Source organism: Methylobacterium sp. CB376 (genome assembly GCF_029714205.1).
Taxonomy (GTDB): domain Bacteria; phylum Pseudomonadota; class Alphaproteobacteria; order Rhizobiales; family Beijerinckiaceae; genus Methylobacterium.
In genome coordinates this window covers 5,514,595-5,537,536 of the sequence record NZ_CP121648.1, presented here as the reverse complement: position 1 = coordinate 5,537,536, position 22,942 = coordinate 5,514,595, and the positions used below count along the sequence as shown (strand labels likewise).

The window sequence follows — 22,942 nt, the reverse complement described above, 5'->3', positions numbered from 1 at the left end:
GCCCCGCTCGGAGGGGGCGGCGGCGCCCCCGCGTGTCGGGGCGCCGCGCGCCCCGGGTGTCGGGACGCCCGGTCAGGTCCGGGTCGGGGGCAGGTCCTTGCGGTCCGGCGTCACCTTGGCGCCCGGCCGGACCCGGGTGAGCCCGCTGATCACGATGGTCTCGTCGCCCTTCAGCCCGTCGCGGACGATCCGGTAGCCGTCGATCTTCGGCCCGAGGCGCACGTTGCGGGAGGAGACGGTGTTGTCGTCCGCGACCACGTAGACGATGCGCTTGTCCTGGTTGGCCGCCACCGCCTCGTCGGGGATCAGCACGCCCTTGTAGGGCTGCGAGGCCGGCATGCTCACCACCCCGAACAGGCCCGGCTTGATGAAGTTGTCCGGATTCTCGACCGTGGCGCGCAGCAGCACGGTGCCGGTCGATTCGTCGACGCGGTTGTCGACGAAGTTGAGCTGGCCCTTGCGGCTCGGCTTGTCCTCGCCGGTGAGCGCCACCAGGATCGGCACCGTGTGCTCCTTCTGGGTCGCGCCCATGCCGATCCGGAGGGTGCCCTGGTAGGTCAGGAAGGAGCGCTCGTCGACCGTGAACGAGAAGTAGATCGGGTCGAGCGACACGATCGTGGTCAGCATCGTCTGGTCGGTGATGACGATGTTGCCCTCGGTCACGTTGCGCTGGGAGATGCGCCCGGTGATCGGCGAGCGCACCTCGGTGAAGTCGTAGTTGAGCTGGGCCTGCCGCAGGGCCGCGGTGGCGTTGTCGACGTCGGCCTGCGCGGTGAGCGAGGCCTGCCGGCGCTGGTCGGTGACCTGCTCGGAGATGTTGCCCGAGCGGCTGAGCGTCTGGGCGCGCTCGAGGTCGGTCTGGGCGAAGGTGAGGCGGGCCTGCGCCGAGGCGAGGGAGGCCTGGGCCTGGTCGAGGGCCGCCTTGTAGGGGCGCCGGTCGATGGTGAAGAGCAGGTCGCCCTTCTTCACCACGGCGCCGTCCTGGAAGTGGATCTTCTCCAGGTAGCCGGTCACCCGGGCGCGCACCTCGACGTAGTCGACCGCGTTGAAGCGGCCGGTGTAGTCGTCGCGCTCGACCACCTCCTTCACCACGGGCTTGGCGACGACCACGGTCGGCGGGGCGCCGCCCGGGGCCTGCCCGAGCGCCCGCCCCCCGCCGCCAGGACGAGCGCCGAGACCATCGCTGCCAGCCAGCGCCTGCGCATACTCACTCTCCCGTGTCTCGCTGCCACACGCGGCCGCCTGCCTTGAGGGAATCCGGCCAGGGGCCGGGGGGCGCGCCGGCCGCAGCGGGACCCGCGCCGGCGGGCGGCGCGCGGCCCTCCCGCGGGCCTCTCTGCCGATCCGAGCGCCGGGCCGCGGGGCGGCCCGGCGGATTGCCGTCCTACTCGACCGCCTCGCCGGCGCCGAGCCAATCCTTGAACCCGCCCGCGTAATGCTCGGTGAGCGCGACGCCCTGGCTCTGCGCGTAGGCGAGCGCCCGCGCGGAGCGCACGCCCGCCGCGCAGGAGAGCACCGGCCGCCGGCCGTCACCGGCGATCAGCGCCTGCAGCGCGCCGAGGTCGAAGGTCGAGAGCGGATGCGACACCGAGCCCGGTATGTGCCCCCGCGCGAACTCGTCCGCCTCCCGCACGTCGATGAGGAGGACCGAACCCTCGGCCAAGCCGCGCTTCACCGCCTCGCGATCCCAATCCACGATCGTCATGTCGCCCACCCGAGTGCGGGCCCGGGCCCGCGGCCCGTTCCGCATGCTGGAGATCTGTCCGATCCACCGGTTCGGACAATGCTCCAGGTTAATCAATCTGCCCAAGATGTGCGACGCGCCGGTGCCCGCCCCGTCACCGATCGCCGCCATGGGCGAAGCCCGCCGGTGGGCGGGCTGCCGCTGACGATTGGGATTAATCATCACTGCTTAGGCTGGCAAGCGCTGCGACGTGCGGCATCGCACAGACCCTGGCCTCGGCCGGCCGGCCCGTCTATGGGCGCCCGGTCCTCTCTCGACTGGTCCTTCATGACAGATCGTGCCGTCGTCCTCGACCTGACCCGCCTCGTCACGCGCCTCGCCCAGGCGCATCCGACCGGCATCGACCGCGTCGATCTGGCCTATGCGCGCCACGCGCTCGGCCAGCCGGGACCGCGCTTCGGCCTCGTCTCGACGCCGCTCGGGCCGCGGCTCCTCCCGCGGCCGGAGGCGCAGGCCGTCGTGGAGGCCGCCGTCGCGGGCTGGGCGGAGGACGCCGCCGCCGAGGCCGACCCCGCCTACCGGGCGCTCGCGGCGCGCCTCGGCCAGGGCGTGCCGGCCGCGGCGGGCGGCGCCCCGGCGCCCCGGCGGCGGCGGGTTCAGGCGGCGATCCGGCTGCGGCTCGCCCGGATGCCCGGCATCGCCGGGCTGCCGCGGGGCGCGCTCTACCTCCACACCTCGCATCTGCGCCTCGACAGGCCGGCCCGGTTCGACTGGCTCTACGACCGCCCCGACGTGCGCCCGGTCTTCTTCGTGCACGACATCATCCCGATCGAGTACCCGGAATACGGCCGCGACGGCGAGGCGGCGCGCCACGCCCGCCGGATGCGCACGGTCTCGCGCCACGCCGCCGCGATCGTGGTGAACTCGGCCGACGTGGGCGCGCGGGTCGCGGCCTACCTCGCGGGCGCGGGCCTGCGGGTGCCCCCCGTCACGGTGGGCCCCCTCGGCGTCGAGCCCGCCTTCGCGGCCCGGGCCGGGGAGGCGCTCGCGCCCGACCGCCCGACCTTCCTCGCCTGCGGGACGATCGAGCCGCGCAAGAACCATTCCGGGCTCCTCACCCTGTGGCGGGAGCTCGACGCCCGGCTCGGCCCCGCGACGCCCCGGCTGGTGATCGCCGGGCGCCGGGGCTGGGAGAGCGAGAACCTGATCGACCTCCTCGACCGCTGCCCGGCGGTGCGGCGGCACGTCGTCGAGGTGGCGGGCCTGTCCACGGCGGGGCTGGTGCGGCTGATGCGGGGCGCCACCGCGCTGCTCATGCCCTCCTTCGCGGAGGGCTACGGCCTGCCGGTGGTGGAGGCCGCCGCCGCCGGCCTGCCGGTCGTGGCCTCGGACATCCCGGTCCACCGGGAGGTGGCGGGATCCTTCGCGGCCCTCCTCCACCCCCTCGACGGCCTCGGCTGGATGCGGATGGTCGAGGATCTGGCGGCGCCCGGCTCGCGGACGCGCCGGGACCTCGCGGCGCGGCTCGCCGGCTTCGCGCCGCCGAGCTGGGCGGACCATTTCGCGCGGGTGGATCCGATGCTCGACGCGCTCGGCTGAGCGCGCCCCGGGGCCCGGTCTCGCGGCCCCGGGGCCGCCGGGGGCTCGCGGCGGATCACGCCCTGGCGTCCCGGCGGCGGGGAGCTAAACTGGGCGGTTCCCAATCCGGACCGGAGCCATGACCGAGACCTCCTACCCGCGCGACCTGATCGGCTACGGCCGCACCCCGCCGCAGGCCGAGTGGCCGAACGGTGCCCGCCTCGCGGTGCAGTTCGTCATCAACTACGAGGAGGGCGGCGAGAACTGCCTGCTGCACGGGGACCGGGCCTCCGAGGCCTTCCTGTCCGAGATCGTCGGCGCCGTGCCCTGGCTGGGCCAGCGGCACATGACCATGGAATCGATCTACGAGTACGGCGCCCGGGCGGGCTTCTGGCGCCTGTGGCGGCTGTTCACCGCGCGCGGCCTCCCGGTGACCGTGTACGGAGTCGCGACCGCGCTGGCACGCAACCCGGAGGCGGTCGCGGCGATGCGCGAGGCCGGCTGGGAGATCGCCTCGCACGGCCTCAAGTGGATCGACTACAAGGACTTCTCCGCCGAGGAGGAGCGCGCCCATATCGGCGAGGCGATCCGCATCCACGCGGAGGTGACCGGCGCCCGGCCGCTCGGCTTCTACCAGGGCCGCACCTCGGAGCACACCCTGCGCCTCGTGCAGGAGGAGGGCGGCTTCCTCTACGGCGCCGATTCCTACGCGGACGACCTGCCCTACTGGGTGTCCGGCCCGCGCGGGCCCTTCCTGATCGTGCCCTACACCCTCGACGCCAACGACATGCGCTTCGCCACGCCGCAGGGCTTCAACAGCGGCGACCAGTTCTTCACCTACCTGAAGGACACGTTCGACCTGCTCTACGCCGAGGGCGAGCGCGCGCCGAAGATGATGTCGGTCGGGCTCCATTGCCGGCTGGTCGGGCGGCCGGGCCGGGCGGCGGCCCTGGCGCGCTTCCTCGACTACGTGGCGGGCCACGCGGACGTCTGGGTGGCGACGCGGCTCGACATCGCCCGGCACTGGATCCGCCGGCACGCGCCGGGCGACCTGGCGCCCAGCACGATGAGCCCGGCCCTGTTCCTGGAGCATTTCGGCGACCTCTTCGAGCATTCCCCCTGGGTGGCCGAGCGCACCCTCGCGGGCGGGATCGGCCCCGAGCAGGACAGCGCCGAGGGGCTGCACGCCGCGATGGTCGCGGCGATGCGCGCCGCCGATCCCGAGCGGCTCACCGCCCTGATCCGGAGCCACCCGGATCTCGGCGAGCGGGTCGCGGCGCTCACGCCGGATTCCGCCTCCGAGCAGGCGAGCGCCGGGCTCGACGCCCTCTCGGAGGCGGATCGCGGCCGCTTCCTCGACCTCAACGCCCGCTACCGCGACCGCTTCGGCTTCCCCTTCGTGATGGCGGTGCGGGACCGCCGGCCCGAGGAGATCCTCGCCGCCCTGGAGGAGCGCCTCGGCCACGACCCGGAGACCGAGCGCGAGGCGGCGCTCGCCGAGATCGAGGCGATCACGCGGCTGCGCCTGCGCCAGCGCCTGCCCGCCCGGCCCGACCCCTCGGCGGCGACGGCCTGAGGCGGCCGCCGCGGCGGCCCGTCGCGGGCGCTGAGCGGCCCCTCGGGCGGCTCGCGCCGCCCCGGACCTCCTGCGCCGAAGGGGGCGCCGGCTCGGGGCGGCCGCGATGCGGGCCGGCGGGCCGAGCGAAGCCCCCGCGCCGGCCGGGTCAGTGGCCCTCGGGCGGATCGCCCGGCGCGGCGCGGGCCCGGCGCGGCGCGATCCCGTAGCGCCGCCGGAAGGTGCGGTTGAAGTAGGAGAGGTCGCCGAACCCGACCTCGAAGGCGATCGCGCTGATCGGCTGGCGCCGCCGCGCGGGCGAGCGCAGGAGGCGCAACGCCCGGTCGAGCCGGCGCTCCAGCACGAAGTCCGAGAAGGTCCGGCCCTCCGCCTCGAACAGCTTCTGGAGCGAGCGCAGGCTGATCCCGTGCTGCTGCGCGACGCGCCGCGCCGTGATCGTGCGGTCGTCGAGGCGCAGCTCGATCTCGGCCTTGATCGCCCCGATCCGGGCCGCCGCGCGGTCGAGGGGCGCGGGGACGGGGCCCGGCGCCGGGTCGGCGCACAGGATCACGACGAGGCCCGCCATGTGCCCGAGGGCGTGCTCGCGCAGCGCGCCCGTCGCCACCGGCAGCAGCCCCCGCATCAGGGCCGCGCCGTAATGGTGCAGCAGGGCCAAGGCCGCGCTGTCCCGAGGGAAGACCCGGAGGGAGGCGGCCACCTCCGCCATGGCGGGCGTGACGGCGCGCGCGGGCAGCGCGAGCGCGTCGAGGCGCCCCGCATCCGCGACGCGCAGGCTCGCCGGCCCCGCAAGCAGGATCGCCTCGCCGTCCTCGACGAGGACGTGGGTCCCCCCCACCCGCGCCCGGACGGCGCCGCCGTGCGGGCGCAGCAGCACGGCGCCGCCCGGCAGGACGGGGCTCGCCACCGGGAGGTCGGTCTCGGGCGTCGGGCGGAAGCAGGACATCAGCCCGATATCCGGCTCCAGGCGCAGCAAAGCCGCGGCCCCGAACGGGAGCTCCGGGGGCGGCGCGCGGCGGACGGGGGCGGTCCGGCCCGCGGCGCGGGGCGGCGCGAAGCCGCCGCCCGGCGGCGCGCCCTCGGCGAGGATCCACACCGGCGCGAGGCCGCCCGGCGGCGCCCCCGGATCCGGGTTTCGCGTGAGTCCGTCTTCCACTGCGCTCCCGTCCTAGACAGCTGTCGTCGCCCAATCCTACTAGCCAGAGAACATTACGAAAGAACACGGCCGCCGAAAATCGGCCGGAATGCAGCAAGATTACATTGTAACGATTAAAAACTGGCACCGAACATTGGGTCAGCTCCGAATGCTCCGCGAGGGCAGGGGCTCGGGACCCCGGATGTGCGGGGGAGCTTTGGAGGCATGCGAGGAACGATGCGGACCATCCTGATCTCGACGACGGCCCTGATCGCCGCGACGGCGCAGGCCGCCGCGCAGGGCGCCCCCGACGGCACCGTCGCCCTCGACGCGATCACGGTGACGGCGGCGCGGGCCGAGCGCTCGGTGTCGGAGATCCCGCAGACGGTGCAGGTCGTGGGCCGGCCCGCGATCGAGGAGCAGCTCAAGCAGAGCCCGAGCGCCTCCGCGGCCCTGGCGCGGCTGCTGCCGGGCTTCTCGGCGTCGAACCAGACGGTGTCGGGCGCCTCCGAGACCTATCGCGGCCGCGACCTCCTCGTGCTGGTGGACGGGGTCCCGCTCAACACGCCGCTGCGCGACGTCTCGCGCATCCTCTCGCTCATCGACCTCAACGCGGTCGAGCGGATCGAACTGGTGGCGGGCGCCTCCAGCCTCTACGGGGCCGGCGCCACGGGCGGCACCGTGAACTTCATCACCAGGAAGGCGGAGCCGGGGCCGCCGCGGGTCACGATCAACGCGGCGACGCGCGCCTTCACGCACGACGTCGGCGCCTCCGTCGTGCCGGAGCTCTCGGCCACGGTCTCGGGGCGCGAGCCGAGCGGCTTCGACTACGTCTTCACGGGCACCGGCCGGATGAGCCGGCGGACCTACGACGGGGCCGGCCGCGAAATGCCCTCCGACGCCATGCTGGGCCAGGGCGGCGGCGACCGCTTCGGCAGCGGGACCATCTTGGCCAAGCTCGGCTACGACATCGACGCCTCGCGGCGCGTCGAGATGTCGTTCAACTGGTTCACCTTCGACCAGACGCCCCGCTACCTGACCGACTATTCCCCGCCCTTCGCCCGCCCGCTCTTCGGCAAGCCCTACACCGGCCTGAGCGTGCTGGAGGACACCAAGTCGCTGCAGCTGCGCTACCTCGACCGCGACTTCGCCCTCGGCTCGCTCAGCATCCTCGGGTTCTACAACGACATCCAGAAGCGCTTCAATTTCAACACGTTCTCGTTTCCCTACAACGCGCAGGTCTATTATTCCTTCAATCCGAACGACCCGACGAGCCGCAACAACCAATCGACGCTGTTCTCCAACCGCGGCGGCGTGAACGCGACCGTCGACACGCCCCTCGACTGGCTCTGGCCGGGCGCGCGCCTGACCTGGGGCAGCGACGTGATCGTCGAGAAGACCCGGCAGACGCTCACGAGCGGCGAGGACGTGTTAACGCCCCTCCAGCAGGTGACCGCGGCGGGCTTCGCGCAGCTCCAGATCCCGGTCACCGACCGCCTGACCGTGCGCGGGGGCATGCGCTACGAGGCCTTCATGCTCGACGTGCAGGACTTCACGCGGCCGGCCGCCTTCGTGGCGCTCGCGGCGCGCAACGCGCTCGGCTACCAGGGCTACGTGCTGCCGGCCCTCGCGGTGACGGACAGCCACTTCGACTATGCGGCGCCGACCTTCAACGTCGGGGCGACCTACCGGGTCACCGACTTCGCGGAGGTCTATGCCGGCTTCTCCCAGGGCTTCGCCCTGCCGGACGTCGGCGCCTATACCCGGCGCGCGGGCCTCTCCACCGCCTTCGCCTGCCCGGTGGCGAACCCGACCTGCCTGCCCGCCGCGCGCCGGACGATCGGCTTCCAGCAGATCGCCCCGGAGGCGCAGATCGTGAACAACTACGAGCTCGGCCTGCGCGGCGGCGAGGGTCCGTGGCGCGCGAGCCTCGCGGGCTTCATCAGCACCTCGCGGGAGGGCGTGACCTTCGACCCGGTCAGCAACACGATCTCGCAGCAGCGCGAATTCATCTACGGCACGGAGGCGACCGCCGACTACGCCCTCACCGAGCGGGCGCGCGTGGGCGTGATCGGCACCTACCGGGAGGGCCGCTTCGACAGCAACAAGGACGGCCGCCTCGACAGCTGGCTGCCCAACAACCGCATCGCCACGCCCTACCGGGGAACGGTCTGGCTGAGCTACCTGTTCGACGGCGGGGTCTCCCTGCGCCTGGAGGGCGAGGGCTATTCGGGGCGCGACGCGCGCATCGACCTCGCGGGGACGCGCTACCGGATCAGGCCGGCGCCACCATGAACGCGGCGCTCTCGGTGCCGGTCGCGGGGGGCGAGGCCTATCTCGCGGTCAACAACCTGCTCGACGCGGTCGTCCAGAACCCGTCCGCCACCTCGGTGCGCAACCTGCCGGTCTATTCCCTCGGCCGCACCGTCACGGCCGGCTACCGGGTGACCTTCTGACCATGGTGAGCCTGGAGGACGAGGGCGCGCTGCGCGTGCTGCGCTTCGTGCCGCCCCACGGCGAGCGCGACGAGGGCGACTACCTCGCCGCCCTCGCGGCGATCGCGGAGACGGGGCGCCCCTTCGCGCTCCTCGCCGTGTTCGGCGGCGAGGGCCGGCTGTCGCAGGCCGGGGAGCGCGCGCAGGCGCTGTGGTTCAAGGGCAGCCGCGCCCGCATCGAGCGGGATTGCTGGGCGATCGCCCTGGTCCGGCCGGGCGCGACGCCCCGGATGGCCGAGACCTTCCGGAAGCTCTGGTCGATGCCGCTCGCCGTCACGCAGGACGAGGCGGGCGCCCGCCGCTTCCTCGCCGCGCAGGCCCCCGGCCGCTCCGCGGGCAGGGGGGAGACCGAATGACCGCGACCGCCGGACCGCGCCCGTCCTCCCCGCCCGCCCTCGCGGCCGGGCCCGCGCCCGGCCGCGCGCGGCTCTTCGCGGTGCTCGCCGGGCTCTACGTCGCGCAGGCGATCCCCTCCTACCTGATCGCGGCGGCGCTGCCGCCGATCATGCGCGAGGCGGGGGTCTCGCGCGCCGCGATCGGCTCTCTCAGCCTCCTGTTCCTCCCTCTCGTGCTGAAGTTCCTGTGGGCCCCGGTGGTCGACCGCGTCCGCCCCTTCGCGCGCGCCCACCGGGCGGGCTGGGTGATCGTCACCCAGCTCGGCGTCATCGCCTGCCTGCTCGCGCTGGTGCCGTTCGGGCCGACGCAGGTCGGCCCGATCATGGCGGTCGGCTTCCTCGCCTCGCTCCTGATCTCCACGCAGGACATCGCCACGGACGGCTACGCCGTGAAGCAGCTGCGCGCCGAGGATCGGCCCGTCGGCAACGCCATCCAGGGCGGCTCCGTCGCCCTCGGGGTGGTGGTCGGCGGGACGCTCGGGCTCGTCCTCTACCACCGCGTCGGCTGGACCTGGATGCTGCTGACCCTCGCGGCCGCCTCGACCCTGCCGCTCGCCGCGGCCCTCGCCATGCGGGAGGGCGATCCCGCCCCCGAGGCCGGCGCGAGGCGGCCCTCGGTGCGCGCCTTCCTGCGCCGCCGCGAGGTGCGCAGCATCCTCTGGGTCGCGCTCACCTACCGGGTGAGCGAGGGCCTCGTGAAGGCGATGGAGGGGCCCTACCTCGTCGATGCCGGAGTGCCCCTCGACCGGATCGGCTACCTCTCGGGCGTCGCGGCGACGACCGCCGGGCTCGCCGGCTCGGTGGTGGCGGCCGTGCTGGTCCGGCGCCTCGGCACGGCGGCCACCCTCGGCCTGCTCGGCCTCCTGCGCACCCTCTGCTTCGGCCTGTTCGCCGCCCACGCGCTCGGCCTGGTCGCCGGCCACGGGCCGCTCTTCGGGGCGGCGGGGTTCCAGACCCTGATCCGCTACATGGAGATCGTCGCCCTCTACAGCCTGTTCATGGCGGCCGCCTCCGCGGGGCAGCCGGGCACGGATTTCACGGTCCTCGCCTGCGCCCAGCTCGTCGTCTACCTCGCCGGGTCCCTCGTCTCGGGCAAGCTCGCCGACCTCTTCGGCTACGGCGCGCTGTTCGGCCTCGCGGCCCTGCTCTCGGGCGCCGCCACCGCGGCGACGGTCGGCCTGCTGCGGCGCGCCGGCCGGGAGGCGGCGGGGTGAGCGGGCGCGCGCTCCTCCGGCGGCCGCGGCCCCGCGGGGGCGTCCGTCCCGGCGCCGGTGGGCTCCTCGCTCAGCCCGAGGCAGAGCGCGAGGGCGGCGAGGGCCACCGCCGCGCAGGACCAGAAGGGCGCGGCGGGCGCCAGCGCCAGCGCCGCGCCGCCCGCCAGCGCGCCCGCCCCCTGTCCCGCCACGTGGGCGCTCGCGAGCCAGCCGGCGGCGCGCGCCTGCGCGGCCCCGGCGGTGCGGGCGGCGATCCAGGCGGCGTAGTGGGGCGTCGCGAGCGCCGTGCCGGCACCGGCGAGCGCCCCGCCGACGACCAGGAGGCCGGGCCACGGGCTCGCCGCCATGACGGCGGCCCCGCCCGCCAGGGCGGCGAGGCCGCGGCGCAGGTTGCGCCCGAGCCCGGGGCCGAGCCGGGGCAGGAGGACGAGCTGCGTCGCGACCGCCGCGAGGGCGACGGCGGCCAGGGTCGAGCCCGCCAGCGCCGCGGCCGCCCCGGCGGAGAGGCCGAAGCGCTGCTGCACGAGCAGGCCGAGCGCGATCTGGACCTGTCCGAGCGCGAAGCTGACCGCGAAGGCGACGGCGAGGAGCGGCGCCACGCCCCGGCCGGGCCGCACCCGCCCGGCCGCGTCCGGCGCCCGGGCCGGCGCCGCCCAGTCGGGGGCGGCGAGGAGCACGAGCGGGCTCGCCAGCAGCAGCAGGACGGGCGCGGCGGGGGACGCCGCGCCCGCGAGCATCGCCAGCGACCCGGCGATCCGCCCGAGCGAGAACCCGGCCCCGAGCCGGCCGAGCATGGCGGGCCGCGCCGCCTCGGGCGTGCGCCGCACGAGCGCGGCCTGGGCGTGCGGCACCACGCCGGCGGCCCCCGCCGCGTGGACGAGCCGCGACAGGGCGAGGAGGCCGAGCGCCGCCGCGCCCTTCGTCAGGAGGGCGGCGGCGAAGAGGCCGTGGCCGAGCACCATCAGGCCGCCGAGGAGCGCGCAGAGCCGGCGCAGGCGCCACCCGGCCCCGAGGCCGCCCCACAGCGGGGCCGCGACCAGGAAGGTGAGCGCGCCCAGGAAGGCCAGCGCCCCCATGGCCGCGCCGCCGAGCCCGGTCCGCTCGCTCGCCACCGGTACCAGGGCGAGCAGCGCCGATTGCCCGAAGCCGACGCCGGAGACCGCCAGGGCCAGCCGCCACGCCGCGCCGCGCTCCGTCGGATCCTCCATCGCACGCCTCCGCCCGCTCGCGCCGCGCATCCCATAATCAGACGCAACGTAAACATCAAGTCGTAATAATTCTATCTAGAACAATCACAAAGTATTTTTTTGCTCGACACGCGGCTAGTTTCAGCTAGATGGGCGGCATTGCGCAGCGATACGGGGTGCTTTCCGATGGATGAACTCGGACCGCGGTCCGGCGGCGAGGCGTGCCGGGTCGCGACGCGGTGCTTCCTGAACAGCCTGATGCGGGAATGGTCCGGCTGGTCGCTGCACGGCGATGGCGAGGGCGCGCCGGTCGTGGTGCGCGTCCCGCTGCCGGCGCGCGGGACGCATGTCGAGGTGGAGGTGGCGCACCTGTCGCGGGTCGGGCAGCACGCCTTCCGGCTGCCGCTCCGCGAGCACCGACCGGGCCTGCCGCCGCGCGCGCTGGGCCTGCCCGAATTCGCCGCCATGGTGACGGGCGAGCCGGCGATCGTCGGAGGGGCGCATCGCACCAGGGCGGTGACCTTCCTGCGGCGGGTGCTCCACAGCCTCGAGGAGACGGCCGACCTCCTGGCGGACCCGGCCGCCCCCGGGGGCGCCTTCCGGGAGCGCGACCCCGCCTTCCTGGAGGGCGAGCAGGCGCTGCGCTTCGGCCACTCGGTCCACCCGACGCCGCGCAGCCGGGACGAGTTCACCCGCGCGGATGCGCGCCGCTACGCGCCCGAATACGGCCGGGGCTTCTCCCTGCGCTGGTGGTCGGCCGCGCCCTGGTGCGTGGCGCAGGGCGCCTCCCGCGCCCGGAAAGCCGCCGCGCTGGTCCGGGATCTCGCCGAGGAGGATCCCGTCTTTCCGACCCGGATCCTGGAGGAGGCGGAGGGGCGGGTGCTGCTGCCGATGCATCCCTGGCAGGCGGCGCGCCTCGCCCTCGATCCGGAGGTCGGGGCGCTGATGCGGGCCGGGCTCGTCGTCGACCACGGCGAGGCCGGCGCTTCCTGGTTCGCGACCTCGTCCCTGCGCAGCCTCTACGCCCCGGGCGCGGCCTTCATGCTGAAGGTCTCGCTGTCCCTGCGCCTCACCAACTCGGCCCGGGTGATCCGGCCGGCCGAGGGGGAGCGCGGCCTCGTGGTGGACCGGCTGCTCGCCGGCCCGGTGGGCGAGCGCGTCGCCGCGCGCTTTCCCCGGTTCCGGGTCCTCGGCGAGCCGGCCTACCTCCTGCTGCGGCGCGAGGACGGGACGGCGCTGCCGCAGACCATGGTGGTCCTGCGCGACAACCCCTTCCGCGAGGGGGCGGGACCGGCCGCGGTCCTGGCGGCCCTGTGCGAGGTCGGGCCGGACGGGCGCGAGAGCGGGCTCTCCCTCACGATCCGCCGCGTCGCGGCCCGCGAGGGGACCGCCCCGGAGAGCGTGGCACCGCGCTGGTTCCGGCGCTTCCTCGAGGTCGCGGTCGCCCCGCTCCTGGTCCTGCAGGCGGACGAGGGCCTGCTCTTCGGCGCGCACCAGCAGAACCTCGTGCTCGGCCTGAGCGGGGGCTGGCCCGACCGGGCCTGGTTCCGCGACTGCCAGGGCACGGGCTACGTGCGCGAGGCCCTGCCGGCCCTGCGCGCGGCCGCCCCGGGGCTCGCCTTCGAGGCCGGCCACCTGTTCGGTGCGCCGGAGGCGGCCCGCATCATGGGCTATTACCTCGTCGTCAACAGCCTGTTCTCGGTCGTCGGCGCCCTCGCGCTCGCGGGGCTCGCCGCCGAGTCCGACCTGATCGGCCTCCTGCGGGACGTCCTCGCGGAGCTCGCCGCGGGGCCGCTGCGCGACCGCACCTGCCTCGACCACCTCCTCACCAGCCCGACCCTGGACAGCAAGGGAAACTTCATGATCGGCTTGCGCGACATCGACGAGAACACCGAGGTCACCGACCCGCTCGCGGAGTACGTGCCGCTCCCCAACCCGATCGCGGGGCGCTGACGTGACCGCGCAGGGAAGGATCGCGGCCGGGGCCGGGCTCGCCCTCGACGTCGCGGCCGCGACGAGCCGGCACTGGCCGGCCCGGCGGGAGGGGATGATCGCGGTCCTGTGCGAGCCGAGCGACGCGAATGCCGCGCGGCTCACGGTGCGGCGGGAGGGCGCGCCCCTCGGCGGGGCGGAGCTGCGCACGGACGGGAGCGACACGGCCCGCCTCGTCCTCGACGCCCCGCTCGGGACCCACCCGGACGACGCGGACCTCGTGGCGGTGCTCGCCGAGGCGGCCTTCCAGCGCTGCCCCGGGGCGGTGCGCCTGCGCGTCGCCGACGGCCCCGCGCTGCTCGGGCTCGCGACCGACCGCCGCGAGGGCGAGGCGCTCGTCGACCGCGCGGCCTTCCACCAGCTGCCGCTCCTCTGGGGCCGGCCCGCCGCGACGGCCTACCCGCTCCTGCGCGCGGCCCCCGGATCGGCGCAGGGGCGCCCGCTGCGGCCCCCGCGGCCGACCGGCACCTTCTACCGGCGCTGGCTGCCGCGCCTCGGGACGACGCTGTCGCTGCGGGCGATCGACCGCCGTCGCGACCTCGCCCTCTTCCACGGCTGGATGAACCAGGAGCGGGTCGCCCATTACTGGGACCTCGCCGGGAGCGAGGCCGCGCTCGATCGCTACCTCGCCGAGCAGGAGGCCGACCCGCACCTCTACGGCGTGATCGGGGCGTTCGACGACGAGCCGGTCGCCTATTTCGAGGTCTACTGGGCGAAGGAGGATCGCCTCGGGCCCCACTACGACGCGGAGGATTTCGACCGCGGCTGGCACGGCCTCGTGGGCGATCCCCGCCACCTCGGCCGGCCGCGCACGCAGGCGTGGTTCACCGCCGTCACCCACTGCCTGTTCCTCGACGAGCCGCGCACGCGCCGGATCATGGGCGAGCCCCGGGCCACCCACCGCAAGATGCTGAGCTACTGCGCCACCACGGCCTACGCGGTGCTGAAGGAGTTCGACTTCCCGCACAAGCGCGCGGCGCTGGTCTGCTGCGAGCGCGAGCGGTTCTTCCGCGAGGTGCCGCTGTGAGCGCGGGCGTGCCGCGCCCGCCGGAGGGGCAGCGCGGGCCCGGCCTCGGCCCGCTGCCGGGCGGCGCGCCGGTCGGCGCCGCGCTGTGGCTGCGCCTCAACCGCGCGGTGATCGCCAAGGCGATCAGCGAACTCGCCTTCGAGGAGGCGCTCGCGCCGGAGCCGACCGACGCGGCGGGCACGCGCTGGGCGCTGCGCCTGCCGGGCGGCGTCGCCTACCGCTTCACCGCCGCGCGCCGGATCTGGGGCAACCTCGCGATCGACCCGGAGAGCCTCCTGCGCGAGGAGGGCGGGCGGCCGGTCCCGGCCGGGGACGCGCCGGGATTCTTGGTCGACGCGCGCGAGCCGCTCGGCATCGCGCCCGACACCCTCTGCACCTACGTGCAGGAACTGTACAGCACGCTCGCGGCCGACGCGCGGATCGCCGCCGCGGGCGAGGGGGCCGACCTCCTCGCCCTGCCCGAGCGGATGGTGCAGCAAGTCCTCGACGGGCACCCGAAGGCCCCGGCGAGCAAGGGCCGGATCGGCTGGGGCTTGGCGGATTTCGAGGCCTACGCGCCGGAGTTCCGGGCGGGCGTGCGGCTCGTCTGGGCCGCCGCCGACCGCGCGGCCTGCCGCCTGACGCTGGAGCCGGGCCTCGACGAGGCGGCGCTCGTCGCCGACGCCCTCGACCCCGCCGAGCGGGCGCGCCTCGCGCAGGCCTGCCGGACGCGAGGGCTCGGGCTCGACCGGTTCCTGCTCCTGCCGATCCATCCCTGGCAGTGGGACCGGGTGATCGCGTTCCAGTTCGCGGGCGAGATCGCGGCGGGGCGCCTCGTTCCCCTGGGGGTCTTCGGCAGCCCCTTCCTGCCGCAGCAATCGCTGCGCACCCTGGCCGGCAGCGACCCGGCCGCGCGCCTCGACGTGAAGCTCGCGCTGACGGTGCTCAACACCTCGGCGTGGCGCGGCGTGCCCGGCAAGTACATGGCGATCGGCCCGGCCCTCTCGGGCTGGCTCGCCGAGCGGGCGGCGCGCGACCCGGCGCTCGCCGGCACGATCGTCCTGCGCGAGCGCGCCGGCGCCTTCTACCCGCACCCCGTCCACGAGCGGGTGGCGGACGCGCCCTATCAGCACCGGGAGATGCTCGGCGCGATCTGGCGCGACGCCGTCGCGGCGCGGCTCGGCGCGGGCGAGCAGGCGCTGATGATGGGCGCGCTGACCAAGCGGGGCGCGGACGGCCGGCCGCTCGTGAGCGCGCTCGTCGCCAGGTCCGGCCTCGGGGCGGAGGCGTGGCTGGAGCACCTGTTCGCGCGCGTCGCGGTGCCGCTCTACCACTTCCTGTGCCGCTACGGCGTCGGCTTCGTCGCGCACGGCCAGAACGTGACCCTGGTGCTGCGGGACGCGGTGCCCTGCGGGGTCGCGCTCAAGGATTTCCAGGGCGATTGCGACCTCGTCGACCAGGATTTCCCGGAGGCGGGGGACCTGCCCGAGGGCGTGCGCGAGACGCTGCTGCGCCGGCCCGCCGCGCACCTCCTGCAGCACCTCCAGACGGGGCACTTCGCGAGCGTGCTGCGCTTCGTCTCGGACGCGCTCGCCCAGCACGACGGCCTCCCGGAGATCCGGTTCTACGCGGCGCTCGCCCGGGTGCTGCGCCGCTACCAGGCGGCCCATCCCGACCTCGCCGGACGCTTCGCCCTCTTCGACCTCTTCGCGCCGACGGTGCCGCGCGTGTGCATCAACCGCGTGCGCCTCGCCCTCGGCTACGGCGCGTCGAGCCAGCGTCCCGTCCCGCGGACGGGCAGCCCCCTCCTCAACCCCCTCCACCGGGCCGAGCAGGCCGCAGCCGCAGGAGCGCGCGCACAGTGACCGGATCTCCGCTGGATCTCGCCGGCATCGGCATCGGTCCCTTCAACCTCAGTCTCGCGGCCCAGGCCGACGCGGTCGGCGACCTCGACGCGCGCTTCTTCGAGCGCGAGCCGGCCTTCGACTGGCACCCCGGCATGATGCTGCCGGGGGTGAGCCTGCAGACCTCCTTCCTGAAGGACCTCGTCACGGCGACGAACCCGACGAGCCCGTGGAGCTTCATGGCCTACCTCGTGGCGCAGAAGCGCTTCTACGAGTTCCTGAACGCCGATTTCGCCGAGGTTCCGCGCCGGGAATTCGCCCGCTACCTCGCCTGGGTGGCGGCGCGGCTGCCGTCCCTGCGCATCGGCACGGCGGTGCGCGAGGTGACCTTCGCGGAGGACAGCTTCGTGCTCGCCTGCGACGGTCCGCGGGCCGGCGGGCCCGTGCGCGCGCGCAACCTCGCGCTCGGCGTCGGCCTGCGTCCGGCGGTTCCGGACTTCGCCGCGAAGCTGCCGGAGCCGCAATGGTTCCACGCCTCGAAGGCCGCCTTCGCCCTCGACCGCACGGCCGGCCGGCGCGTCGCGGTGGTGGGCGGCGGCCAGAGCGGGGCGGAGATCGTCCTCGACCTTCTCGGGCGGGGCCGCGACGCGCCCGCGCGGGTGGACTGGATCAGCCGGCGCCCGAACTTCCTCCCCCTCGACGCGACCCCCTTCACCAACGAAGTGTTCACCCCGCACTACGTGGAGCGCTTCCGCGACCTGCCGGAGCCGCGGCGGCGGGCCATCGTGGCCCGCCAGAAGCTCGCCGGGGACGGCATCTCGGCCGAGACCCTGCGGGCGCTCTACCGCCGGCTCTACGCCCTGCGGCACCTGGAGCCGGAGGGGCCCGCGGTCGGCCTCCTGCCGCACCGCGACGTGCGCGACGCGGACGCGACCGGGGGCGTCCCGCGGCTCGTGATGCGCAACGGCTTCGACGGGGGGATCGAGGTGCTTCGCACGGAGGTGGTCATCCTCGCGACCGGCTACCGCTACGCCCTGCCCGACTGCCTCGCCCCGATCCGGCACCGGCTCGCCCTCGACGCGGACGGGCGCCCGCAGCCCTCCGCGGATTTCGCGATCCGCTGGGACGGGCCCGACCATTGCCGGATCTTCGCGCTCAATGCCGGGCTGACGAGCCACGGGATCGCCGAGCCGCAGCTGAGCCTGATGGCGTGGCGCAGCGCGGTGATCGTCAACGCGCTCGCGGGGCGCCCCTGCTTCGACCTCGCTCAAGGCCCATCGCCCGTCGCGTGGTCCGGCCCGCCCGAGCGGGCCTGGCGCGTCGACGCGTCCTGCGCGGAGGAGTGAGGCCGGTCGCGGCCGCGACGGCGCGCCATCGGCCTCGTCGCTCGCCTTCGGGCCGGGTCACCTGATAGTCTCCCGGCTCCCCAGAGGGAGGAAGGCCGTGAAGCTCTACGGCAGCAGCGTGTCGCCCTTCGTGCGCAAGGTGCTGGTCGGGCTGTTCGAGAAGGGGCTCGATTTCGAGCACGTCCCGCTCCGCTTCCACGATCCTGACACGGAGTTCCGGGCGTCGAGCCCGCTCGGCAAGATCCCGGCCCTGTGCGACGGGGATTTCCGCATCGCCGATTCCTCCGCGATCCTGCACTACCTCGACGCGGCCTATCCGGGGCCGGCGCTGCTCCCGGCGGAGCCGCGGGCGCGCGGCCGGGCGGTCTGGTTCGACAAGTTCGCCGACACGGAGCTGATGGGGCCGCTGCTGCGCCCCTTCGTGCACCGCGTGCTGCGGCCCAAGGTGCTGAAGCTGCCGGGCGACGAGGCGGTTGCCCGCCGGGCGATCGACGAGGAGCAGCCGCGGCTGTTCGGCTACCTGGAGACGCAGATCTCCGGGCCCTTCCTCGTCGGCGACGCGTTCAGCCTCGCCGACATCGCGGTCGCCACCGGCTTCGTGAACCTGCGCCTCGCCGGTGAGGAGGTGGATGCGGAGCGCTTCCCCCGCCTCGCCGGCTGGCTCGCCGGGATCCTGGAGCGGCGCGCGTTCACGGCCGCGGTCGCGGCGCGCAAGGGCTAGAGCATTTTCCGACGACGCGGATGCCGGTTCGTCGAGGACGATGCGGCACGATCACGGACCGAGAGCAGCGTCCGGTTGCACCGTGATCGGGCGCTTCTCTCGTGCGGCGCGACCGGGCGGGAGATGCGGAGCCGGGCGGCCGCCTCAGCGCGCCCGCGCGCTGCGGCGGTAGAACCCGTCCACCTGCGCCTGCGCCTCGGCCCGGTCGCGCTCGCTCGCCGAGGCGAGCGCCTGCTCCTGCAGGGTCACGATCCACTGATCCTTGGGGCCCTCGACGGCGTCGCGGGCGAGCGTCAGCCAGGCGAGCCCGCGCGCCCGCTGCACCGGCACGCCCTGGCCGTTCATCAGCATCTGGCCGAGGAGGGCTTGCGCGGCCGGGTGGCCCTTCTCGGCCGCGAGGTTGAACCAGCGCGCCGCCTGCCGCGTGTCCTGCGCCACGCCCGTTCCGTCGAGGTAGAGCCGGGCGAGATTGTACTGCGCGTTCGGGTCCCCGTAATACGAGGCCGCGTAGTTGAACATCTCGTAGGCGCGCTCGACGTTCGGCTGGACGTAGGAGCCCTTGATCCCGTCCAGGAAGTAGCGGCCGAGCGCCGTGAAGGCGCTCGCCACCACGGTGGCGTTGGCGGAATCGGGCCCGTCATCGGCGTTCTCGTCGGCGATCTTCGAGAAGAACTCGAAGGCCTTGAGATCGTCGTGGGGGACGCCGTCGCCCTCCGCGTACATGCGGCCGAGCTTCCACAGGGCGAGGGCGTGGCCCTGGCCCGCCGCGTATTCGAGGGCGCGCGCCGCGCCCTCCTTGTCGCCGGCATTGTAGTCGCGCACGCCCGAGCGCACGGCCTCGCGCACGTTGCGGTAGCCGCCCGCCGGCACGGGGGTGCGCGCGGCGGCGTCGAGCGCCGCCGCGGAATCTCCGGCCCCGACGCTGGCCCCGATCAGCGCGGCTGCGATCAGCACGGCGCCCAGGGTCCGGCGGCCGGGTCCCGATCCGGACCGAGCGCCGCCCTCACACATCCGCATAGGCGAGCGTCTCCTGGGCACCGCCCGGATGCGTCACCGCGCCGTTCACCGCCGGGCCGACGGTCTGCGCGTATTTCCAGAGATAGCCGGAGGTCGCCTCGTTGCCGCGCGGGGCCCAGGCCTTGCGCCGCTCGGCCAGTTCCTCGTCCGAGAGGTCGACCGTGAGCGTGCCCTGGATCGCGTCGAGGCGGATGATGTCGCCGTCCTTGAGCAGCCCGATCGGGCCGCCCACCGCCGCCTCCGGGCCGACATGGCCGACGCAGAAGCCGCGGGTCGCGCCGGAGAAGCGACCGTCGGTGATGAGCGCGACCTTGTCGCCCATGCCCTGGCCGTAGAGGGCGGCCGTGGTCGCCAGCATCTCGCGCATGCCGGGGCCGCCCTTCGGACCCTCGTAGCGGATGACGAGAACGTCGCCCTCCTTGTACTGGCGGTTCTGCACCGCCTCGAAGCAGGCCTCCTCGGTGTCGAAGACCCTGGCGGGACCGGCGAAGACCTGGCGGTCCGGCGCCATGCCGGCCACCTTCACGATCGCGCCCTCGGGGGCGAGGTTGCCCTTCAGGCCGACCACGCCGCCGGTCGGGGTGATCGGGGTGTTGGCCGGGCGCACCACGTCCTGCTGGTCGTTCCAGGCGACCTTGGCGAGGTTCTCGGCGATGGTGCGGCCCGTCACGGTCATGCAGTCGCCGTGCAGGAAGCCGTGGTCGAGGAGGGTCTTCATCAGCAGCGGGATGCCGCCGACCTCGAACAGGTCCTTGGCGACGTAGCGCCCGCCCGGCTTCAGGTCCGCGACGTAGGGGGTGCGCTTGAAGATCTCGGCGACGTCGAACAGGTCGAAGGAGATGCCCGCCTCGTGCGCGATCGCCGGCAGGTGCAGCGCCGCGTTGGTCGAGCCGCCGGAGGCCGCCACCACGGTGGCGGCGTTCTCCAGCGCCCGGCGGGTGACGATGTCGCGCGGGCGGATGTTCCTGGCGAGCAGGTCCATCACCATCTCGCCGGCCGCGGCGCAGAACTTGTCGCGGATCTCGTAGGGCGCCGGCGCGCCGGCCGAGTAGGGCAGCGCGAGGCCGATCGCCTCGGAGACGGTCGCCATGGTGTTGGCGGTGAACTGCGCCCCGCAGGCCCCGGCCGAGGGGCAGGCGACCTGCTCCAGCTCGTCGAGATCCTCGTCGCTCATCGCGCCGACCGAGTGCTTGCCCACCGCCTCGAACAGGTCCTGGACGGTGACGGGCCGGCCCCGGAAGGTGCCGGGCAGGATCGAGCCGCCATAGATGAAGATCGACGGCACGTTGAGGCGCACCATCGCCATCATCATGCCGGGCAGGGACTTGTCGCAGCCGGCGAGGCCCACGAGGGCGTCGTAGGCGTGGCCGCGCATGGTCAGCTCGACCGAATCCGCGATGACCTCGCGGGAGGGCAGGGAGGCGCGCATGCCCCGGTGGCCCATGGCGATGCCGTCCGTCACCGTGATGGTGCAGAATTCGCGCGGCGTGCCGGCGGCGGCGGCCACGCCCTTCTTCACCGCCTGCGCTTGGCGCATCAGGGCGATGTTGCAGGGCGCGGCCTCGTTCCAGCACGAGGCGACGCCGACCAGAGGCTGGTGGATCTGCTCGCGCGTGAGCCCCATCGCGTAGAGGTAGGAGCGGTGCGGCGCCCGCGCCGGTCCCTCGGTGACGTGGCGGCTGGGGAGCCTCGACTTGTCGATGGTGTGACGCGCGTCCATGGCCTGTCCCGTACTCACTGATTGCCGGATCGGTCGGTTTGCCCCGAGCCCTGATCCTCCCGCCATGCGTCCTTTTGGAGGCCGCATGACGGCGCTGAACGACACCCCTGACGGTAACTCCGCCAGCGTCGCCTGCGATCCCCCGGGGCACCCGGTTCGCCGCAGTAAATCGTTGTGGGGACAGCCGTTTAACGTGGCCGTTGAGGTGCCGTCGGTTTATGGCGGGATCGGGGCGGCAGGGGGGGCGGTTGAGGGCAATCCTGGGATGCTTTCGCGGTGTTGCGACCCCGCCACAGCGAAGCTTGCGGAGCCGGCGCAGCGGACTGGTCGAGGGGTTGGGACATGCTCAACGGGGACGCTGAAGACCTGCCCGTCGCCGGGCTGCCCATCGTCCCGCGAGACCCGCGGACGGATTCTCCTCGCCGTCGCCCCCGCGGCGCGCCCCGGTCCCGGGCGCGGGGCCGTAACCGGGACGGGCGCGCGGGCGAATCCGGCGCGTCACCCAAGCGCAGGCCCGCCCCGATGCGTCCATTCCTCGCCCTCCTGGCTCTCCTCGCCGTCGTGCCCGCCCGCGCCGCCGAGCGGCCGGTCGTGCTCGAACTCTTCACCTCGCAGGGCTGCTCCTCCTGCCCGCCGGCCGACGCCTTCGTGACCGACCTCGCCCGCGAGCGTCCCGACCTGCTCCCGCTCACTTTCCACGTCACCTCCTGGAACGGCCTCGGCTGGCACGATCCGCTCTCGCTGCCGGAGGCGACCGCGCGGCAGGCCGGCGACGCGGCGCGGTTCGACGGCGTCTCCTTCACCCCGCAACTCGTGATCGACGGGCGGGAGAGCGTCGTCGGATCGGACAGGGAGGCCGCCGGGCGCGCGATCGCCCGGGCGCGAGCCGCGCGGGAAAAGGCCGCCCCGGCAGGGGCCGCCCCGGCAGAGGCAGACCCAGAAGGGGCCGACCGGCAGGCCGGCCCGGCCCTGACCCTGAGGCGCGGCCCGGACGGGATCGCCGTCGCGGTCGGGGCGGGGCCGGGCGAGGGCCGGCTCATCCTCGTCGGCTTCGATCGCGCGCACAGGACCCCGGTCCGGCGCGGCGAGAATGCCGGCCGCACCCTGACCGAGTCGAACGTCGTCCGGGCGATCCGGGATCTCGGGTCCTGGCGCGGCGCCCCGCTGCGCTTGGTCCATCCGGCGCCCGCGGGCGAGGACGCGGCCATCCTCCTGCAGGCGCCGGACGGGCGGATCCTCGCCGCCGCGCGGCTCGCGCCCATCTCATGACGCGGCGGGGCGCCCCGCTCGCGCGGGCCGTCCCGCCCGCCAAAAGGGAGAGTTCGGCGATGGCACAGGACCGGCGCCACCGCGCCACGATCGAGGGCTTGGCGCGGCGCCTCGAGCCGATGCGCCGCCTCGCCCCGCCCGGGCGGCGCATCGCGGCCTGGGGCGCGGTCGTGCTCGCCATGGCGGCGGGCCTCGCGGCGGTCTCCGACCTCGGCGACCTCGCCGCGCGGGTCGCCGCCATGCCGGAGATCGGCGTGATGCTCGCCTGCTCGGCCGCGACCGCCGCGGGGGCGGCCGCGGCGGCGGTGCTGACCGGGTTGCCGGACCGCGGCCGGGGCTGGACCGCGCTGGCGCTGGCGCCGGCCGCGATCTGGCTCGGGGCGGGGCTCGCCGCGTCCCTGAGCGGCCGCGAGATGGAGCACCACCCGGCGACCCCGGCCGAGACGGCCGCGAGCCTCCTGTTCATCGTCGGCGTCGCGGTCCCGGTCGCGCTGCTCCTCGGCGAGGTCGTGCGGCGCGGCCACCCCTTGCGCCCGCGCCTCACGGGCGCCCTGATCGGCCTCGCGGCGGCGGCCACCGCCGCGACCCTGGTCGCCCTGTTCCATCCCTACCGGCCGTCCGGGCGCGACGTCGCCGCGCAGGTGGCCGCCATCGCCGCCATGGTCGGGGCGGGGTCGGGCCTGGGGCGGGCGCTGCTCGTCGATCCTCGCCCCGGCGAGCCGATGCCGCCCGCCCCTGGCCGGTCCGGGATCGGGTGAGGCGCGGC

19 protein-coding genes are annotated in these 22,942 nt (G+C 74.8%); 13 read left to right on the top strand and 6 right to left on the bottom strand.

Features of this window, described 5'->3' with window-relative positions; all coding sequences use genetic code 11:
• Positions 1–72: 72 nt before the first annotated feature.
• Both QA634_RS25495 and QA634_RS25490 read right to left on the bottom strand, forming a co-directional pair.
• Positions 73–1,194, bottom strand: coding sequence for an efflux RND transporter periplasmic adaptor subunit (locus tag QA634_RS25495; RefSeq protein ID WP_341850700.1), 1,122 nt, complete (start codon positions 1,192–1,194; stop codon positions 73–75).
• Positions 1,195–1,384: 190 nt separating this feature from the next.
• Positions 1,385–1,705, bottom strand: coding sequence for a rhodanese-like domain-containing protein (locus QA634_RS25490; RefSeq protein ID WP_012334783.1), 321 nt, complete (start codon positions 1,703–1,705; stop codon positions 1,385–1,387).
• 306 nt (positions 1,706–2,011) lie between these two features.
• Between QA634_RS25490 and QA634_RS25485 the strand changes: the two genes are divergently transcribed.
• Both QA634_RS25485 and puuE read left to right on the top strand, forming a co-directional pair.
• Positions 2,012–3,283, top strand: a complete 1,272-nt coding sequence (locus QA634_RS25485; RefSeq protein WP_043701591.1) for a glycosyltransferase family 4 protein — start codon at positions 2,012–2,014, stop codon at positions 3,281–3,283.
• 118 nt (positions 3,284–3,401) lie between these two features.
• Positions 3,402–4,838 carry an allantoinase PuuE gene (gene puuE / locus QA634_RS25480; protein WP_012334781.1) on the top strand — a complete coding sequence of 479 codons (1,437 nt, stop codon included), beginning with the start codon at positions 3,402–3,404 and terminating at the stop codon, positions 4,836–4,838.
• Between the two features lie 148 nt (positions 4,839–4,986).
• On the opposite strand, the gene QA634_RS25475 is transcribed toward puuE, so the two are convergent.
• The gene (locus QA634_RS25475) at positions 4,987–5,991 is read right to left on the bottom strand and encodes a helix-turn-helix transcriptional regulator (RefSeq protein ID WP_012334780.1); all 1,005 of its coding nucleotides are present in this window, start codon (positions 5,989–5,991) and stop codon (positions 4,987–4,989) included.
• A gap of 204 nt (positions 5,992–6,195) precedes the next feature.
• Between QA634_RS25475 and QA634_RS25470 the strand changes: the two genes are divergently transcribed.
• From QA634_RS25470 to QA634_RS25455, 4 genes are read left to right on the top strand one after another with little or no spacing between them, the layout of a single operon-like run.
• Positions 6,196–8,265 carry a TonB-dependent receptor gene (locus QA634_RS25470; RefSeq protein WP_265576420.1) on the top strand — a complete coding sequence of 690 codons (2,070 nt, stop codon included), beginning with the start codon at positions 6,196–6,198 and terminating at the stop codon, positions 8,263–8,265.
• Positions 8,262–8,426 carry a hypothetical protein gene (locus QA634_RS25465; RefSeq protein ID WP_265576419.1) on the top strand — a complete coding sequence of 55 codons (165 nt, stop codon included), beginning with the start codon at positions 8,262–8,264 and terminating at the stop codon, positions 8,424–8,426. The genes QA634_RS25470 and QA634_RS25465 overlap by 4 nt, the downstream gene beginning before the upstream one ends.
• Before the next feature lie 2 nt (positions 8,427–8,428).
• A complete protein-coding gene (locus QA634_RS25460; RefSeq protein WP_012334779.1) occupies positions 8,429–8,821 on the top strand; it encodes a hypothetical protein in 393 nt (130 codons plus the stop codon).
• Positions 8,818–10,074 (top strand): MFS transporter, encoded by a 1,257-nt coding sequence (locus QA634_RS25455; RefSeq protein WP_012334778.1) that lies wholly within the window; start codon positions 8,818–8,820, stop codon positions 10,072–10,074. The genes QA634_RS25460 and QA634_RS25455 overlap by 4 nt, the downstream gene beginning before the upstream one ends.
• Here the strand turns inward: QA634_RS25455 and QA634_RS25450 are convergent.
• Entirely contained in the window at positions 9,975–11,282 is a 1,308-nt protein-coding gene (locus QA634_RS25450) for an MFS transporter (RefSeq protein ID WP_012334777.1), read from the bottom strand. The two genes, QA634_RS25455 and QA634_RS25450, sit on opposite strands and share 100 nt — an antisense overlap.
• Positions 11,283–11,447: 165 nt before the next feature.
• On the opposite strand from QA634_RS25450, the gene QA634_RS25445 reads away from it, so the two are divergent.
• The 5 genes from QA634_RS25445 to QA634_RS25425 all read left to right on the top strand — a co-directional run bounded on the left by QA634_RS25445 (position 11,448) and on the right by QA634_RS25425 (position 18,170).
• Positions 11,448–13,214 (top strand): IucA/IucC family protein, encoded by a 1,767-nt coding sequence (locus QA634_RS25445; protein ID WP_012334776.1) that lies wholly within the window; start codon positions 11,448–11,450, stop codon positions 13,212–13,214.
• A 1-nt stretch (position 13,215) separates the two neighbouring features.
• Entirely contained in the window at positions 13,216–14,280 is a 1,065-nt protein-coding gene (locus QA634_RS25440; RefSeq protein WP_012334775.1) for a GNAT family N-acetyltransferase, read from the top strand.
• 8 nt (positions 14,281–14,288) lie between these two features.
• Positions 14,289–16,124: an IucA/IucC family protein gene (locus QA634_RS25435; RefSeq protein ID WP_265576418.1), complete on the top strand. Its 1,836-nt coding sequence runs from the start codon at positions 14,289–14,291 to the stop codon at positions 16,122–16,124.
• A complete protein-coding gene (locus QA634_RS25430; protein ID WP_012334773.1) occupies positions 16,121–17,449 on the top strand; it encodes a lysine N(6)-hydroxylase/L-ornithine N(5)-oxygenase family protein in 1,329 nt (442 codons plus the stop codon). Before QA634_RS25435 ends, QA634_RS25430 begins: the two co-directional genes overlap by 4 nt.
• A gap of 97 nt (positions 17,450–17,546) precedes the next feature.
• The gene (locus QA634_RS25425; RefSeq protein WP_012334772.1) at positions 17,547–18,170 is read left to right on the top strand and encodes a glutathione S-transferase family protein; all 624 of its coding nucleotides are present in this window, start codon (positions 17,547–17,549) and stop codon (positions 18,168–18,170) included.
• A 144-nt stretch (positions 18,171–18,314) separates the two neighbouring features.
• On the opposite strand, the gene QA634_RS25420 is transcribed toward QA634_RS25425, so the two are convergent.
• Positions 18,315–19,181 (bottom strand): tetratricopeptide repeat protein, encoded by an 867-nt coding sequence (locus tag QA634_RS25420; RefSeq protein WP_050777585.1) that lies wholly within the window; start codon positions 19,179–19,181, stop codon positions 18,315–18,317.
• A complete protein-coding gene (gene ilvD / locus QA634_RS25415) occupies positions 19,174–20,907 on the bottom strand; it encodes a dihydroxy-acid dehydratase (protein ID WP_012334770.1) in 1,734 nt (577 codons plus the stop codon). The genes QA634_RS25420 and ilvD overlap by 8 nt, the downstream gene beginning before the upstream one ends.
• 522 nt (positions 20,908–21,429) lie before the next feature.
• On the opposite strand from ilvD, the gene QA634_RS25410 reads away from it, so the two are divergent.
• Entirely contained in the window at positions 21,430–22,176 is a 747-nt protein-coding gene (locus tag QA634_RS25410) for a DUF1223 domain-containing protein (protein WP_012334769.1), read from the top strand.
• Between the two features lie 59 nt (positions 22,177–22,235).
• Positions 22,236–22,934 carry an NrsF family protein gene (locus QA634_RS25405; protein WP_012334768.1) on the top strand — a complete coding sequence of 233 codons (699 nt, stop codon included), beginning with the start codon at positions 22,236–22,238 and terminating at the stop codon, positions 22,932–22,934.
• Positions 22,935–22,942: the final 8 nt, after the last annotated feature.